This is a genomic window from Pseudoalteromonas tunicata, assembly GCF_002310815.1.
In the GTDB taxonomy this organism is placed as follows: Bacteria; Pseudomonadota; Gammaproteobacteria; order Enterobacterales; family Alteromonadaceae; genus Pseudoalteromonas; species Pseudoalteromonas tunicata.
On record NZ_CP011032.1, the window covers coordinates 1,178,938 to 1,195,604 of the forward strand.

The window sequence follows — 16,667 nt, forward strand, 5'->3', positions numbered from 1 at the left end:
GGACTTTAGCTACGAAATGTTAATTTGAGGATTGCGTCTATGTCTGCAGGGTTTGGCTTTAATAATTTAAGCATCACAAAAAAAATACATGCCATTACAAGTATCGCTGTTTTAGTTTTTTTAATTTCGTCAGTAATTAATTATAACGCGATAAGAGATAACGAAAAATCGTTGAAGGAGCTTGAATCATCAACATTTAAAGTGGTGCAACTAGCCACTGCTAATAAATTTTTACTCGAAAAACTCGACGAGTTATATACCCAAGCAGTGACCTTTGGTGATGCTGATTTAGTAACCAAAGCGCAAGAAACGGCGACAAAAATAAAAGATAACTTAACGGAGTTGGCTCGCCTAGATAGTGTATATCAAGGTCAAGAAGCTCGGCAACTTCAAGAATATGCGGCTATTTCGGGGAAAATAGCTAATGGCATGATTGATGGCAGTGCTGACTTTTCAAAAATCCAACAAGATGCACAAGAAAAAACAAAAAAATATGAAGCCTTGCTCGATAGCTTTAAAACAATTAACTCAAAAGCCGATGCTCGTTTTATTGAGCTTATTCAAGCAACACAAAATCGCTCTCAAGATGCGCTTTTTATGATGCTAGCAATCAGTAGTGTTATGTTGCTCGGTTTGGTTATTTTGGCTGTATTTATTGCTAGGGGGATTGGTCATTCAGCCAGTGATGCAGCCAGATCGCTTGAGCTATTAGCTAATGGTGGTGGTAGTTTAAGTTCTCAGTTGGCGGTGCGTTCTCATGATGAAATTGGCCAAGTATCAATTAACTTTAATGGTTTTATGTCGTTACTGAAAGGTTCAGTTTTAAATATTATGGCTGTAGTTGAGCCTTTGATGGAGAACTCAACTCGACTTGTTCAAGGGATGGAGAAAGCAGAGAATGCGACTAATCAGCAAACTAGCGATGCCGAAGTCGTACGTCAATCCATGGAAGAAATGAAGCAAAGTGTTGGCGATATCTCTTCTTCAGCAGCAAGTGCAGCCCATGCAGCGCAAACGGCTGAAAAAGAAGTTGAACAAAGTTTGCGTCAAATTAAATTATCAGTCGAAACCTCTCAGGCCCTAAGTAATGAAATTGATAGCGCTTCAGCAACTATCGATAAGTTAGCCAATGATACGCAAAATGTGAGTCAAATCTTAAATGTAATTACAGCGATTGCAGAACAAACTAATTTACTCGCTTTAAATGCCGCGATTGAAGCTGCTCGTGCTGGTGAACAAGGGCGCGGTTTTGCTGTGGTAGCCGATGAAGTTCGCGAACTTGCTTCGCGCACAGCTAAATCAACCAATGAAATTAGAGAATTACTCACAGCATTAACAGGAGCGGCCAATGTCTCTGTTAATGCAATGAATACAGCGCGTGATATGGCAAAAAATAATGCAAACGCAGCGCAACAAACGGGTGGTTCAATTAAGAAAATATCAGAACAAATTTTGGCTATTAATGGTATGAATGCGCAGATTGCCGCCGCAACGGAAGAGCAAACTTCAGTGGCTGCGATGGTCGTTGATAATGTATCAAACATGCATCGTTCATTTGAAGATACTTTGCAATCACTTGCACAAGTGCGTCAAGTTGCAACAAATTTGCATAATCTATCTGATAACTTACTTGACGCAACATCAAAATTTGAACTGTAATTAGCCAATAAAAATAGCTTTACTACTTTTGGGTGAGTTGTAACTAATTGTTTAAACTCACCTTTACATTTGATCTTTTGTGTAAAAGTAACGCTTAACATTTTATTAAACTTATGCTCAAATGATGACTGAATGAATTGTTAAAACAATTTAGCCCTTGAGTATAGAAGTAGGTCGCTAATGTCTTTGTTTGAATTTAATGAGCAATCGAAAACGGTTGAATTATTACAGCATCCTATAGAGTCTGGTTTTCCAGCCTCCGCAGCGCAACTGTTAGAAGCAATTGAAGCTTCCCCTTATTGCGAGTTTCAAATCGACTTAGCGTTAATTCGCACCCTTTTTACCGACTCAAAACTAACCCTCAAACCTCCTTTTATAATTGCCAAAGCCATCGACGCTACAGTTTCTGTGCGAGTTGATGAAACCAATATGAGTGCACAAGCTACATTTATTGCAGCCCAAGGTGGGCAAATCGCTACGTTTGAAACGGTAAAAGAAGCAATAATTAATGCTGGAGTTCAAAAAGGGGTAAGCGGGCGTGCAATTGAAGATTTTCTAGGTCGACAATTTGAAGCCAGCGCAGGCGAAAGCTACAGCGCTATTATTGCCCATGGTCGCAGAGCAAAAGATGGTGATGATACCCGTTTTGTCCGTTTATGTGCTACAGCCCAAGATCGAATATTAAGCCCACAAGTACAGGCCGATGGTAAAGTCGATATGCGTGATTTAGGTGCTATCATCACGGTCAATCCGGGAGCGCCACTTATGCAGCGTATTCCACCAACCAAAGGAGAAGATGGCTTTACTGTCTTTGGTGATGAATTGATTGCAAAACCAGGGCGTGATTTTAGCCTGATGGTAATGGATGGGACTGCAATCGACCCTAATAACCCTAATGTATTAGTTGCTGCTGCTGTGGGGGTACCTGTTGCGTTATCTCGAGGTATGCGAGTTGATGACGTTATCTGTTATGACAACATAGATGTGACCACAGGGCATGTTGAATTTGATGGCAGTGTGATTGTTTCGGGTGATATTAAAGATGGCATGAAAGTCAAAGCAACAGGCGATATTACGGTAATGGGGTTTGTTGAATCAGCTATTGTGCAGTCGGATTCGGTCATTACCATTGTAAATGGCGCAATTGGTCGAAAACGTGAAGAAGATGATGATTTTACCTGTGTTATTAAAGGTAAAGGCTCTATTTCTTTAGGTTATGCTCAATATAGCCAAGTCTTTAGTGAGCAAGACTTAATGATTGATAAGCAAGTACTTCATTGTGAGTTGTCTGCGGGGCGTTTAATTCGAGTTGGCAAAGGTGATAAGCCTAGAGGTAAAATTATCGGGGGTAAAATTCTAAATGCCTTGCGAGTTGAAACGGGTGAGTTAGGTGCGCCATCAGGTACGCGTACTCAAGTTTTTATCGGTCAATATTGGCATGAGCTAAGGGAAAAACAGAGCCAGTTATCTGAGCTTGAAAAAGCGCTTAATGCTAAATCGGCAGCACTTCGTCAAGCACGAAAAAAAGCCGAAAAAATACCATCTAAACAACAGAAGCAACTTTATTTAAGTAAAATTGCTGCCAGCGATGAGCAATTGTTATTAAAACTCAAACATGTTTATCGTAATAAAGAAATTTTAAAAAATAAGCTTAACGGTTTACTTAAAAATAGCAGGGTGACAATCAATGAATTGATGCACCCAGGTGTTGAATTGCAAATTGCCCGCGACAATAAAACGTTTAGCAGAATTTATCCGCCACATTTATTACGTATGAGTGAAGGGAAAATTACACAGACGTTTTAATTATCCTAAATTGAGGTTAATTGACGTCCTCATCACTTGTTTCTTCTTGCTCATTGATGATGGGCCATCCACCTAAAGCCTGCCATTTATTAACAATAAAACAGAATAATTCAGCGGTGCGTTCAGTATCATACACTGCACTATGTGCTTGGCTGTTATCAAACTCAATACCCGCAGCAATACAGGCTTTTGCCAGTACAGTTTGACCAAGCGCTAGACCTGCCAGTGAGGTTGTATCAAAGCTTACAAAGGGATGAAATGGCGTACGCTTTATTTTGCAGCGCTCAACGGCAGCATTTACAAAGCCTTGATCAAAAGCCGCATTATGCGCCACAATTACCGAACGTTGGCAACCTGCATCTTTTTGAGATTTACTCACAAATTTACAAATCTCTTTAAAAGCAATACTTTCTTCAACAGCACCGCGTAAAGCACTAAATGGATCAATGCCATTAAATTCGATAGCTGCTTGCTCAATATTCGCTCCTTCAAATGGAGTAATATGGAAATGCAACGTTTTATCTAGGGATAATACTCCTTCATCGTCCATTTTTAAAGTTGTGACAGCGATTTCGAGTAATGCATCGGTTTGATTATTAAAACCAGCTGTTTCAACATCGATGACAACAGGGAAAAAGCCACGAAAGCGTTTGGCGAGAAGAGTTTGCTGTATTTGAGCCATAATAAACTGTCAATCGAATAAAGGGCGGGTATTATGTCAAAAAACTAGCATTGATTACCACCTAAAGAAAAAATTTAATTAGGTTAATTAAGCAAAGTGGAGTAGACGAAATGATAAAGACCTTTTTATTAATCATTCTATACTTTTATAAAATCGGCAAAGTAATTGCATGATAAATTTGCCACCATCATGCTTGTACTGTTGTGATGTTAGAATTTATTAGGAACTGAGTTAACTATGTATCGTATCTCACATTTATCATTGTTGGTTTTTTTTGCCGCGCCTTGGCATAGTGAGGCGGCAATTCGCGCTTATAATGCCACAGTTGATAACTCCTTTTGGCAAGTCGATAAGGTTTCTCGGCTAAGTTGTGAACTTAGTCATCCAATTCCGAATTACGGTCAGGTTATTTTTAAAACGGCGGCAAGTAAATCTAAACCACTGAACTTTACGGTTGATATGCTTATTCAGCCCGAGGGTTATGATATAGCTGCGATTAAATCAATCCCTCCGGTTTGGAAACCAAGTCATCCAGCCAAAGAGCTCGCGTCTTTAAAGTTATTACAACAGTTTGATGCTGAGGCCGAAAACAAAACAGCATGGCTGATGCTAACCGAACTAGAAAAAGGCAATATGCCAACCTTGTATTATCAAGATTGGTATAACGATGCAGATAAAATAAAAGTAGGGTTATCTGGCGTTAATTTTCGTGATAAATATACCCAGTTTTTGCAATGCCGTGATGCCATGCTTGGTTACAATTTTGAAGATATTGAGTTTACGGTATTAGGTTATCAAAAAAACTCGAGTGAATTGACTAAAGAATCAAAAAAACGACTTGATAAAATAGGTGAATATTTAAAAAACGATCCCAATATTGAGTCTGTACTTATCTCTGCTTATACCGACAGTTATGGTGGGCGTTATACTAACGATGAGCTGTCAAAAAAACGCGCTTTAACGATTAAAACCTATATGACAGAGTTAGGCGTTGAAGATAAGCGTGTTGAAGTTGAGGGGTTTGGCGAAAAACGACATATCGCACCGAATACAACTATTTTAGGGCGTCAACTTAACCGTAGGGTGGTGATCCAAATAGCAAAACAATAATGCTATTGTGTCACCATGATGCTAATTTCAGTCCAGTCATTTTGTTGATAAACACTAATCTTAATCGTTTCATTGCTTTGTTTGAAAAATAAGGTTTGGCGACCAATTTCTTCCACCATGTTGGTTGGGTCGCCCAGTTTATCAAAATAGAAGTTCAGTACTTGCTGGGCATTTAAGCGAACAAAACCAGTGAGGATCATTGGGTATTCATCATCAAGCTGCATGCGAATATCAAGATTGTCAGGTTTTGGAACAGATGATAAATCGGCATATGTAAACGGGCTTAAAACCAGCAATCCACACATTGCAAGGGCAGATACATATTTGCTCAACATAGCTTATTCCTATTGTAATAATTTAAGTGCTAAACGCACAAAATCTGATGATGTCACAATGCCAAGTAATTGATTTTCATCATTTACAACTGGTAAGCAACCATGACGGTTAGTGACAAAAAATTCAGCCGCATCTTTTAAAGGCATCGATGCGTTCGCAAAAACGACATTTTTATCCACTAAGCTCATCACATTAATTGATTTTTCTTCTTGGCTCAAGTGTGAAGAACCATGAATATCAAGTAAATACATTACTTTAGCTAATACCGACTTTTGAGTTACGACACCTGCAAATTTATTATCATCAACGATAGGGACATGGCGAATATTATGCTCCTTCATCAGTTTATGTAACTCATACATACTGGCAGTGCTTGATAAGCTAATTACATTACAAGACATGATATCGTTAATTGATTTATCCATGTTATTTTCCTTTAAAAATAAACGTGTGGCTTACAATAAGCATAGCTCTAAAAGTCAATTTTACGTCAGTGTTAAAAGGACGAATTTGCGCTGGCACAAACTAATGTTCTTTTTTTAAATTACGAAAATTAAATCGAGCGGGATGAACTGCATCGGCCACGCGTTTACTGACAGGTAGTGGGTGTCCGGTTAATTCACAGCTAATTAGCTCGGCTAATAATGGTGCGCTGCAAAGTCCTCTTGCACCGAGCGCGGTTAATAAATAAAGCCCTTTTGTAGTTGGCTTATATGATAAAAAGCTATGGTACTGCCCTTTTTTTATCGGAGCAAAACTCACATTATAGGCTGCAGCATCAATCAATTGACCAGCTAAAGGTAAGTGATCAATGACAGTGCATCTAATGCCTGCTTTTGCACTTTCAATATTATTAAGCTCAGTTGCAAAATGGCTGCTTTGGTAAAATGACTGAAATTGTTCAAGGTTCTTCTCATCATCACTTGCTCTTAATGCGGTATCGGCATCGCCTTTGTTAAAGGTTGCCCCCATGCAGTGTTGACCTTGGTAATGTGGGGTAAAATACCCTTTATGGCATAACACAGTTTTTAATGTTGTTGATGCAGGTGTTGATTTAATATGAGATACCTGACCTCTAACGGGTACTAAGGGCACATTGTTGCTTTGATGAAACGTATTGCTGTGTTCTGCACAAGCAATAATTACTTGGCTGTATGGTTCTGTAAGATGGCTATTTATTTTAAGTTGCCACAGTTCATTTTGCTTAATTAGATCTGTTACAGGGCTATTAAAATGACACTCAAATGCTTGCAAAGATTGGGCATAAGCAAAAAGCGCCTTGACTAATGATGGCGGATTTATCCAACCACCATCAGGAATAAATAAGCCGCTGTAAGGTGTTTCTACACCACTGATTTTTGTGCTTTGTTCTGCAGTTAGAGGGTGAATAAGTGCTTTTGGCCATTGGTTTTTGGTCAAAAAATTTTGTTGAAACTCCATTTTTGACGGTTTAACGGCTTGTAAAAGCACGCCACACCAACTGTGATCAAACGAAAACCCTGCAAGATTTAACTCATCGTAAAGTCTGCGGGCATAATAAAATCCATGAGCAAAAAACTCACTGCTGTTACTAAAGTCAACCTGAATATGCGGGTAGAGTGCACCTTGTTGATTGTGTGAGGCACCCATTGCTGGGGCCGGATCTTTACAGTAAATCGTAAAAGGCACTCTTTTTTTTGCTAATGCAACCGCCATGTTGGCAGCTGCAATACCGCCTCCGATAATAGCAATTTTTTTTATTTGTTGGGTAATACGGGGTAAATACAAGGTTTGATTATGCTTTGGTGTTATGGAGGCGAATTTCCCGACGAGCATTTCTCTTTTTTTGCCGTAACCTTTGTGCTTTTTAACGTCAAAACCCGCTTTAATTAAACCACGCCTCACATCGCCTGCCGCGGTAAAAGTGGCAAAAGTGCAGTGCTCTTTTGCTAAGTTAGCCATCGCATTAAATAAACTCTGTTGCCACATTTGAGGATTTTTACTCGGAGCAAAACCATCTAGATACCATGCATCTACCCATCCATTGGCGTGATAAGGCATTTGCGCTAATGAGTCGTGTACATCGCCAAACCATAAATCGAGAATAACTCGGCCATTAAGGAACTCTAATCGGTGGCAACCGGTTAAATTAATTGGGTATTTTTGGACTAATTGATCGGTTAACTCTTTTAGTTGAGGCCATCTTGCATGAATTTGGCTAAGCGCCTTTTTATCGATAGGGAATTTTTCGAATGAAATAAAATGCAGTGTTTGTTCTGTTTTTGCAATGGTATTGAATTGTGCCCAAGTATTGAGAAAATTAAGTCCAGTGCCAAATCCTGTTTCAGCAATCACAAACGGCGCGTTGCCATTGAGTAAGCGCTCGGCAATATTGTTTTGGGTAAAAAAAACATAGTTGGATTCTAGTAATCCATCATCATTTGAGAAATAAACATCACCAAAGTTGTCAGAAACAGGTGTGCCTTGTGGATTTAAATGAATAGGGGCGTTATCAATCATCGACAAACATTACAGCGAAATAAGATGGTATTATGATACGTTTTTTGTAAAGTGAGTGCATTAACTGCGCACAGATAAATAAAGTAGCAAAAAAGGCGTTTTTGGTTGTTTTTTGCACGTTAAAGCGTGAGTTATAGGCTTTTAATTTTGGTGAAAATAAATATATTCGTCGATTGAGCGTATTCACTTTACTTTGACTTATTAGACGATTATTTTTCTAAGTGCTTTTATTCTAAGATAGTTTTTTGGCCTAATAACAAAAAGTCAGCGTTTGATTTGTCGCTTACTTGCAATATTTTTTACATATTATGGTCAACAAGCAATGAAAGCTGACCAGTTTTATATATTTTTACACGTAAAATAGCGTGCAATAGAGTTTGTAACTAAGGGAACTCCCATGAAAAGAGCCGTAATTACGGGGATCGGTATTGTATCTAGTATCGGTAATGATAAACAACAAGTATTAGAATCTCTCCAGACCGGTCGTTCAGGTATTAAATACAATGAAGAATTCGCTGAATATAAATTACGTAGTCACGTTTGCGGTGCGATAGAAATTGATATTGCTGAACATGTTGATCGTAAAGCACTTCGCTTTATGGGTGATGCAGCAGCATTTTCTTATATTGCAATGGCACAAGCGATTGCCGATTCTGGTCTAACAGAAGATCAAGTTTCAAATCCTCGTACTGGTTTAGTCGTTGGCTCTGGCGGTGGTTCATCAAAGAACCAAGTTGAAGCAGCCGATATTTTACGTGAAAAAGGCGTTAAACGTGTCGGGCCATATATGGTACCTCGTACAATGGCAAGCACGGCTTCTGCATGTTTAGCAACACCGTTTAAAATCAAAGGTGTGAACTATTCAATTAGTTCAGCTTGTGCAACATCAGCTCATTGTATCGGCAATGCAGTTGAGCAAATTCAACTTGGTAAACAAGATGTAGTATTTGCAGGTGGTGGTGAAGAATTACATTGGACGCTTGCAATGGAATTTGATGCTATGGGTGCATTATCAACTAAATATAATGAAACACCTGAAAAAGCATCACGTACTTATGATGCAAACCGTGATGGTTTTGTTATCTCTGGCGGTGGCGGTATCGTTGTTGTTGAAGAGTTAGAGCATGCGCTTGCGCGTGGTGCCCATATTTATGCTGAAATTGTTGGTTATGGTGCTACATCAGATGGTTACGACATGGTTGCTCCATCAGGCGAAGGCGCAGTGCGTTGTATGCAACAAGCAATGGCAACCGTTGAAGGCCCAATTGATTATTTGAATACACATGGTACATCTACACCCGTTGGTGATGTTAAAGAGTTAGGTGCAATTCAAGAAGTCTTTGGTGGTAAATCACCCGCTATCAGTGCAACTAAAGCGATGACTGGTCATGCGTTAGGTGCTGCTGGTGTGCATGAAGCTATTTATTCATTATTAATGCTTGAGCATGGTTTTGTTGCGCCATCAATTAATATTGATACTTTAGATGAGCAAGCGGTTGGTTTAGACATTGTGACGCAAAAGCGTGATGTTGCGTTAACTACCGTAATGTCTAATAGCTTTGGTTTTGGTGGTACTAATGCCACGTTAGTGATGCAAAAATACAAAGGTTAATGCCTTTATTTTGCTAATTAACATTAAAAGCCGCTGTAAAGCGGCTTTTTTGTTACTGATGATTACTGATTGGCTCGCTTATCTCAGTTACAATAGCGAGCATTACAACTCAAAAGGTAGAGTGAATGAAAATTCTTGCGGATCAAAATATGCCTTTGGTCGAAGCCTATTTTTCCCATTTAGGCGACGTTGAGCGTTTTGATGGCCGTCATTTGAAGCCAGAACAACTCCATGATGTTGATGCATTATTAATTCGCTCAGTGACTACTATCAATGATGCTGTTTTAGCGAAGGCCAATAAATTAAAGTTTATTGGCACGGCAACAATTGGTATGGATCATGTTGATGAGGCATGCCTTGAGGCACGAAACATTCGCTTTACCAATGCGCCAGGCTGCAATGCGGTGGCAGTGGCTGAATATGTCATAAGTACCTTATGTGCATTGGCTCAGCAGCAACATTTTGCTTTGGCTGATAAAGTGGTAGGCATTGTTGGTGTCGGAAATATTGGCAGTCGTTTACATAAAAAATTAACCGCTTTGGGGATCAAAACATTGCTGTGTGACCCTTTTGTGGCACAAACGGAGTCCGAGTATCCGTTTGTCAGTTATGAAACCCTTTTAGCGCAAGCTGATGTGATTAGCTTTCATGTACCGCTTGTCAAAGATGGCCCTTTTTCTACACGTCATTTGCTCAATGAAACAACGTTAAAAAGTATTAAAGACAATGCAATTGTCATCAACGCAAGTCGGGGGGATGTAATTGATAACCAAGCATTATTGGCACATCTTGAACAAGAGAATACTCTAACTGCAGTATTAGATGTGTGGGAAAATGAACCTAATATTGCCAAGTCGCTCTTACAACTAGTTAAATTTGGTTCAGTCCATATTGCAGGTCATACTCTTGAAGGGAAGGCTCGTGGTACCGAAATGCTCTATCATGCATTATGCCAGCTAACGGGAGATTTACCCCGTTACCAGTTAAGTGACTTTTTGCCGACGCCTGCAATCAGCCATATCAAAATAACTGAGACATTTTGCGCATCAGATATTATTAACTTGGTTCATAGTGTGTATGATGTGCGCCGCGATCACGGTTTAATGACTCAATTATTAGACCTAAAAGGTTTCGATTATCTCAGAAAGCATTATCCGACGCGCAGAGAGTTCAGTGCTCTGACAATCGAATGTGCAACAACTTCGCAAGCACAGATGCTTGAACAGCTCGGTTTTAATATCGGCACTCGTAAAAATTTGATTTAAGGTAACTTCATGTCACAAAAATATAATATTGCTATTTTAGGGGCGACCGGTTTAGTGGGTCGTCAAATCATTGAAACATTATCTGATCGTAAATTTCCTGTTGATACCTTGTATTTGTTAGCAAGTAGCCGCAGCGCTGGGGAAGATATTCGTTTTGATGGTCAAGACATTGAAGTGCAAGATGTAGCTAATTTTGATTTTAGCCTTGCGCATATTGCAATTTTTTCAGCGGGCAGTGAAGTATCATTACAGTACGCAGAAAAAGCGGCAGAAGCAGGTTGTATTGTGATTGATAATACATCAGCATTTCGTAATGATTTTGATATTCCACTTGTGGTACCAGAAGTCAATTTAAGCAGTCTAGAAGACTATCGTAACCGTAATATTATCGCCAATCCAAATTGTTCAACCATTCAAATGTTATTAGCAATTAAGCCAGTCTATGATGCATATGGCATTGATAGAATTAATATTTGTACATATCAAGCTGTATCGGGGGCAGGTAAAGAAGCGGTCGATGAATTAGCAAAACAAACCGCTAATCTCATGAATGCGCGCCCGATGGATAATCAAGTATTCCCAAAACAAATCGCTTTTAATGTTATCCCACAAATTGATGATTTTACGGACAATGGTTATACCAAAGAAGAAATGAAAATCGTTAATGAAACGCAAAAAATTCTCGGCGATAGCACAATTGCAATTAATCCAACTGCGGTACGTGTCCCTGTCTTTTTTGGTCATGCTGAGGCAATTCATCTTGAAACGCGTATGCCATACGACCTTGAGCATATCAAAGAGTTATTGCGTGATGCACCGGGCGTTGAGTTGATTGATGCTGCAGATGACTTCCCAACACCAGTATCTGACGCAAGTGGTAATGATACGGTATATGTCGGTCGTTTACGTCAAGATATTAGTCATCCGCATGGTTTAAATATGTGGGTTGTGGCTGATAATACGCGTAAAGGCGCAGCAACAAATAGCGTGCAAATAGCAGAAGCACTGATTGAATCGTACTTATAACAATAAGTGAGTGATTAAAACCAAAGATTGCTAGGTTTGTATTTTTATTAAAGCAGGTGAAAACCTGCTTTTTTATTGCTAAACGAAGGTGGCAATTATTGCCGCTTACAGTCAGTCAATGCACTTATTGCTATAACAAAGCAGCCAGAAAATACAATTGTGTGGCGCAAAACAACATCATGGGTAAAGAGTACCAAAACTCTAATCTTAAGTTTTAAAATAAGGTTCACGCTATTTGGTTGATAAATAGCTGGATTTGATTCAAATCTATCAATTTATCTGTTCCTGTAACTGAAAAGTTAATTGTTTATTTCATTTTTTTGTTACGAAATTCAGTTTTACTCATCTAAGGCATTCATTCTTAAAGTCTTTCAATGGATATTCGCGATCATCTGGTTTATAGTTTGAGATTGGAACGAAGCTTGCAAATTTATAAATAACCCTGTTTGATTAATCAATGTCGTTTGGTCGAACATATTTTCAGAAAGTAAAGGAATAGCATGCGTGGTTTAGCCTCAATTTTACTTTTAATGTCAGTGCTGGTGGTAACACCAAATTTGGCTAGTGGTGAAGGCACTCGATTAAAAGGCCCCAAAGGTGTTGACTATGGTGAACAAGGTCGCTCATTTGGCCCTGTAAAAGAAAGTGATACTTTGTGGCGTATTGCAGTGAAAATTCGTCCTGATAATTCAGTGTCGATCTATCAAGTTATGCAGGCCTTATACGAAAAAAATCCAGATTCTTTTCTTGATAAAAACATTAATCACATTCGTGATGGTGCTTATTTAAAAATCCCATCTTTGGCTGAAATTCGCAGCATTGAACCTGAACTTGCCCGTCAAAAATCGGATAAAGACGATGCCATGTGGGAAAAAAAGAAAAATGGCACGTTAGATAGCTCAACAATTAACTTGGTTGAGAAAAAAATGACACAGGCGCGTCAGTCTGATGTTGAAGATGCGAAGCAAGAAATAAAAAAAGAACTAGATGAACTAAAACAAGATCAAAGCGTTCGCCTTGTTGATTTACAAAAGAAATTTAAAGAATCTGTCGATAACGTTGAAACCATTTTAGCGGAAAATAATAAGTTAAAATCGCAGCTTGAAAATATTTCTTCTGAGCTTGACGGCGTGAAAGAACAACTGGGTAACGATAGTTTAATTCAGCAGCAGTTGCGTGAAATGCTGTCGATGCAAAATGAGTTATTAGCCCAGCAAAAAGCAGAGATGTTAGAAAAAGAAGCTGGATTTAGTTGGTCAAAATTTATTTCAGATCCGCTCACTTGGATTTTCTTGGGTTCAGTCCCTGCGATTATGATGTTAGTGGGTGGGTATTTATATATTCGCAATCGCAAAGCTGGTGCGCAAGAGCCTGAAAATATTTTTGATACACCAAAACCAGCCGTAGCGCCTGCGCCACCACCTCCGCCATTTGAAACAGATTCACCTGATTTGATGAGTATCGATGACAGCCTTGCAGATGATACGCTTGATGATCTACTTAATGACTCTATTCAGCTTGATGATGTACACGATAATGACGACATGCTGCCAGAGCCTGATGATATCTTGTATGAAGAGGATGAACCTGAATTAGATTTAGATGACTTTGAAGGTGACTCACTGCTAAATCAAGATGAGTTAGATGGTTTACTTAGCGACGATTTAATTTTTGATGATGGTTCGGATGAACTCGATGATTTAGTGCCTGATCTAGAATCAGATGCCATCGATCCAAACAATATTTTAAACGAAGATGATATCGATGCATTACTGCAACAAGATTTTGACAGTGATGATGATTTATTACCTGAAACCGATATAGAAATAGATATACCTGAAGAGTTAGAGCCTGATGATAATGTGGTTGATGATGTTGATATTGACGGCATTATGGATGAACTCAGCGCATCAAATACGCCAGTAAAAGATGATGATATTGATTCATTACTTGAAGGTAATCAACAAGATGACAGTGATGACTTAACCAGTGACTTAGATGACATTGACGATTTGTTAAATTCAGTTCAAGCGGATGAGGCGCTTGATAATGCTGATATTGACGACTTATTAGACAGTCAGCCGATGACAGAGCAAGCAATTGATGATTTGCTTGCATCAGATGATGATACGTTACTTGATAATGACCTACCCACTAGTGATGCAGATGAGCTCGGTGGCGATTTTGATGACATTGATAGTTTACTTGATGCTGTAAATGATACTGAAAAAAATAAGCCAAGCTCAGTACCATCGGTAGATTTAAGTAATGATGACTTAGACGATATTGATAGTATTTTAGATGCTATTGATGAAGCACCAAGTTCTGAGCCTGATATTGAAATCAATATTGATGGCGATAATGAAACCAATGACTTAACTGATGACCTAGATAATTTACTCGATACAGCTAATGATGAGTTAGATGATATTTTAGATTCTACCGATGAGGCGTCTAGTGTTTCGTCTGATATTGAAATCAATATTGATAGCAATAATGAAGTAAATGGCATAACTGATGACTTCGAGGATTTAGATAGCTTACTTGATACAACTAATGATGCATTAGTCGATGACTTAGATGATCTTGATGGCTTATTAGACGACAATAACGATCTTATTGCAGACCCTGAACTAACCGACATAGTCGATGATTTAGATGATATCGATAATTTACTCAGCGCCACTGATACGCCATTAACTCAAGACTTAACAGAACTACCGCAAGAACTAGATGAACTGATTGCACAAAATGAAACAACTCCTATTGAGCAAGAGGATGAGTTAAGTGATTTAGACGAGCTTGATGATTTACTCGATTCATTAGATAAGCCTCTGGCTGATGATATTGACGCTGAAGATGACTCGATGAGTCTTGATAGTTTAGTTTCTGATCAGGACGATGAGAGCGATTTTGTTCAAAACGCTGAGTTAGCGCCTGACGATGATTTACTCGATACGTTAGATGAGCTCGATGCTGATGAGCAAATTGAGGGTCAAACAGAGTTAGAGACTTTAGAGGCATCTGCAGTTGAAGAAGCACCTGCAGATGATGACTCAGATAGCCTTGATGATTTAAGTGACATCGATAATTTACTCGATTCATTAGATGATCCTCTGTTAGATGACGTTCAAACTAGCGATGAGCTGGATACACCAAATGATTTATCGATTGAAGATGAAAATGAGCTGGTATCTGATTTAGATTCTGATTCATTAGATGAGTTAGAACAGGCTGATAGCTCTGATGATATGAGGGATTTACTCGATTCGTTAGATGACCCTAACCCTCAAGAAGTATCAGATAATGACATTGAAACAGAAGAGCTAGATGCAACAGACTTAGAGACGCAAAAGCCATCCTCAGAACAAGAGAGTAATCCTCAACTTGATGATCTTGAGCCTTATCATGAGAATTTAGCTAATTTTGACTCCGATGAGTCTGAGCTGGATGGTGAAATTGAGCTTGGTGACGATCCATTGGCTGAATTGGACGAAGCTGATGTTCAAGAGCCTGAGGTTAGCGAAGAACTTGTTGAACCTGAAGATGATGAGCTGTTAATTGAAGAAGATCTTATCGATGAAGGTCTGATTGATGATGAGCTAATCACTGATGAGATTGATTTGGCTGACGATACTGAAGAGGGAGACGAGCTTACTGCGGATCTTGAGCAATTGCGAGCTGATACACCGAGTATTGAATTAGATGAATACCCTGAACTTGAATTAGACGAAGCATTGGCTGAATTAAATATGGCCGACTTTGGACACTCGACAGTTCAGCCATCGCAAACTGAAAAAGAGTTACAAGAATCACTAAGCTTAGGTAGCTCAGATATTGATGCTGATTTAGAAATTTCTGAAGATGATTTTATCGAAGATTTTGAGCTTGATGGTTTAGATGATGAATTTGGTGAATTGGCTCAAAGTGGAATTGGGAAAACAATTGCTGACTTAGAAGCTGACTTACAAAGCATAGAACAAGACATTCATAGCGAAGATGATACTAGTGAGTTAGATAGTAAGTTTGACTCATTATTAGAAGAGAGCGATGAAGGCTTTATGCTTGATGATCTCGATGCTGATGATGAGCTAGATGAAGCGCTACTTGACCCACTTGAGCACACCGATTTTGATTCTTTATTGAGTGAATTAGAAGGTGACGATGAGATAGACTCTAACGACTTACAAGAGTTTGAGTTAGATTTTGATAATCTACTTGCCGAAGAGTCACTGTCGGCGGAACCTTTAGACATCACTGAGCCAGACGAGTTAGATGAAGAAGGGGATTACTTAGATATTGAACAATTACTTGAGGAAAGTGATGACCAAGTTCCTGAGGATGAACCTTATGATAAAGTTAAAATCGATTTAGGGTTAAGTGAGTTTGATCAACTTTTAGCAAGTGAACCAGGTATGGACGTTGACAGCGAAAGTGGTGGTTTTTCAGCGAAACTTGATTTGGCCCGTGCTTATTTAGAAATTGAAGATTACGACAACGCACTTAAGACAGTGCAGGACGTAATTGATAATGGTCCTGCCGATGTTCAGCAAGAGGCCGGGCGTTTACTCAATCAACTTAAATAAGCTTTAAACGAACTGCTATGTTTCAAAAAGCCAGTGACTTTGCTCACTGGTTTTTTATTTGAAACAGAGAAATGTAGCACTGATAA

11 protein-coding genes are annotated in these 16,667 nt (G+C 39.0%); 7 read left to right on the top strand and 4 right to left on the bottom strand.

Annotated elements, in window-relative coordinates:
• Positions 1–39 precede the first annotated feature (39 nt).
• Both PTUN_RS05385 and PTUN_RS05390 read left to right on the top strand, forming a co-directional pair.
• Positions 40–1,659: a methyl-accepting chemotaxis protein gene (locus PTUN_RS05385; protein WP_009838696.1), complete on the top strand. Its 1,620-nt coding sequence runs from the start codon at positions 40–42 to the stop codon at positions 1,657–1,659.
• A 180-nt stretch (positions 1,660–1,839) separates the two neighbouring features.
• Entirely contained in the window at positions 1,840–3,465 is a 1,626-nt protein-coding gene (locus PTUN_RS05390) for a DUF342 domain-containing protein (RefSeq protein WP_009838697.1), read from the top strand.
• A 16-nt stretch (positions 3,466–3,481) separates the two neighbouring features.
• On the opposite strand, the gene rnt is transcribed toward PTUN_RS05390, so the two are convergent.
• Positions 3,482–4,147, bottom strand: a complete 666-nt coding sequence (gene rnt / locus PTUN_RS05395) for a ribonuclease T (protein WP_009838698.1) — start codon at positions 4,145–4,147, stop codon at positions 3,482–3,484.
• 237 nt (positions 4,148–4,384) lie between these two features.
• Between rnt and PTUN_RS05400 the strand changes: the two genes are divergently transcribed.
• A complete protein-coding gene (locus PTUN_RS05400; protein ID WP_009838699.1) occupies positions 4,385–5,257 on the top strand; it encodes a flagellar protein MotY in 873 nt (290 codons plus the stop codon).
• A 2-nt stretch (positions 5,258–5,259) separates the two neighbouring features.
• Here the strand turns inward: PTUN_RS05400 and PTUN_RS05405 are convergent, their stop codons facing one another.
• The 3 genes from PTUN_RS05405 to mnmC form a co-directional block, all read right to left on the bottom strand.
• Positions 5,260–5,592 carry a hypothetical protein gene (locus tag PTUN_RS05405; RefSeq protein ID WP_009838700.1) on the bottom strand — a complete coding sequence of 111 codons (333 nt, stop codon included), beginning with the start codon at positions 5,590–5,592 and terminating at the stop codon, positions 5,260–5,262.
• A 9-nt stretch (positions 5,593–5,601) separates the two neighbouring features.
• Positions 5,602–6,018 carry a CBS domain-containing protein gene (locus PTUN_RS05410; RefSeq protein WP_009838701.1) on the bottom strand — a complete coding sequence of 139 codons (417 nt, stop codon included), beginning with the start codon at positions 6,016–6,018 and terminating at the stop codon, positions 5,602–5,604.
• A gap of 100 nt (positions 6,019–6,118) precedes the next feature.
• Complete coding sequence (gene mnmC / locus PTUN_RS05415; RefSeq protein WP_009838702.1) at positions 6,119–8,092, bottom strand: bifunctional tRNA (5-methylaminomethyl-2-thiouridine)(34)-methyltransferase MnmC2/FAD-dependent 5-carboxymethylaminomethyl-2-thiouridine(34) oxidoreductase MnmC1; 1,974 nt, start codon at positions 8,090–8,092, stop codon at positions 6,119–6,121.
• A gap of 397 nt (positions 8,093–8,489) precedes the next feature.
• Between mnmC and fabB the strand changes: the two genes are divergently transcribed.
• The 4 genes from fabB to PTUN_RS05440 all read left to right on the top strand — a co-directional run bounded on the left by fabB (position 8,490) and on the right by PTUN_RS05440 (position 16,581).
• Positions 8,490–9,704: a beta-ketoacyl-ACP synthase I gene (gene fabB, locus PTUN_RS05425; protein ID WP_009838704.1), complete on the top strand. Its 1,215-nt coding sequence runs from the start codon at positions 8,490–8,492 to the stop codon at positions 9,702–9,704.
• Between the two features lie 125 nt (positions 9,705–9,829).
• Complete coding sequence (locus PTUN_RS05430) at positions 9,830–10,969, top strand: 4-phosphoerythronate dehydrogenase (RefSeq protein ID WP_009838705.1); 1,140 nt, start codon at positions 9,830–9,832, stop codon at positions 10,967–10,969.
• A 9-nt stretch (positions 10,970–10,978) separates the two neighbouring features.
• Positions 10,979–11,995 carry an aspartate-semialdehyde dehydrogenase gene (locus tag PTUN_RS05435; protein ID WP_009838706.1) on the top strand — a complete coding sequence of 339 codons (1,017 nt, stop codon included), beginning with the start codon at positions 10,979–10,981 and terminating at the stop codon, positions 11,993–11,995.
• A gap of 500 nt (positions 11,996–12,495) precedes the next feature.
• A complete protein-coding gene (locus PTUN_RS05440; protein ID WP_009838707.1) occupies positions 12,496–16,581 on the top strand; it encodes a FimV/HubP family polar landmark protein in 4,086 nt (1,361 codons plus the stop codon).
• Positions 16,582–16,667 lie beyond the last annotated feature (86 nt).

Bases quoted from the DNA above. Each gene is read 5' to 3' on its own strand.
- PTUN_RS05385 (WP_009838696.1), top strand. From the start codon at position 40: ATGTCTGCAGGGTTTGGCTTTAATAATTTAAGCATCACAAAAAAAATA.
- PTUN_RS05390 (WP_009838697.1), top strand. From the start codon at position 1,840: ATGTCTTTGTTTGAATTTAATGAGCAATCGAAAACGGTTGAATTATTA.
- rnt (WP_009838698.1), bottom strand. From the start codon at position 4,147: ATGGCTCAAATACAGCAAACTCTTCTCGCCAAACGCTTTCGTGGCTTT.
- PTUN_RS05400 (WP_009838699.1), top strand. From the start codon at position 4,385: ATGTATCGTATCTCACATTTATCATTGTTGGTTTTTTTTGCCGCGCCT.
- PTUN_RS05405 (WP_009838700.1), bottom strand. From the start codon at position 5,592: ATGTTGAGCAAATATGTATCTGCCCTTGCAATGTGTGGATTGCTGGTT.
- PTUN_RS05410 (WP_009838701.1), bottom strand. From the start codon at position 6,018: ATGGATAAATCAATTAACGATATCATGTCTTGTAATGTAATTAGCTTA.
- mnmC (WP_009838702.1), bottom strand. From the start codon at position 8,092: ATGATTGATAACGCCCCTATTCATTTAAATCCACAAGGCACACCTGTT.
- fabB (WP_009838704.1), top strand. From the start codon at position 8,490: ATGAAAAGAGCCGTAATTACGGGGATCGGTATTGTATCTAGTATCGGT.
- PTUN_RS05430 (WP_009838705.1), top strand. From the start codon at position 9,830: ATGAAAATTCTTGCGGATCAAAATATGCCTTTGGTCGAAGCCTATTTT.
- PTUN_RS05435 (WP_009838706.1), top strand. From the start codon at position 10,979: ATGTCACAAAAATATAATATTGCTATTTTAGGGGCGACCGGTTTAGTG.
- PTUN_RS05440 (WP_009838707.1), top strand. From the start codon at position 12,496: ATGCGTGGTTTAGCCTCAATTTTACTTTTAATGTCAGTGCTGGTGGTA.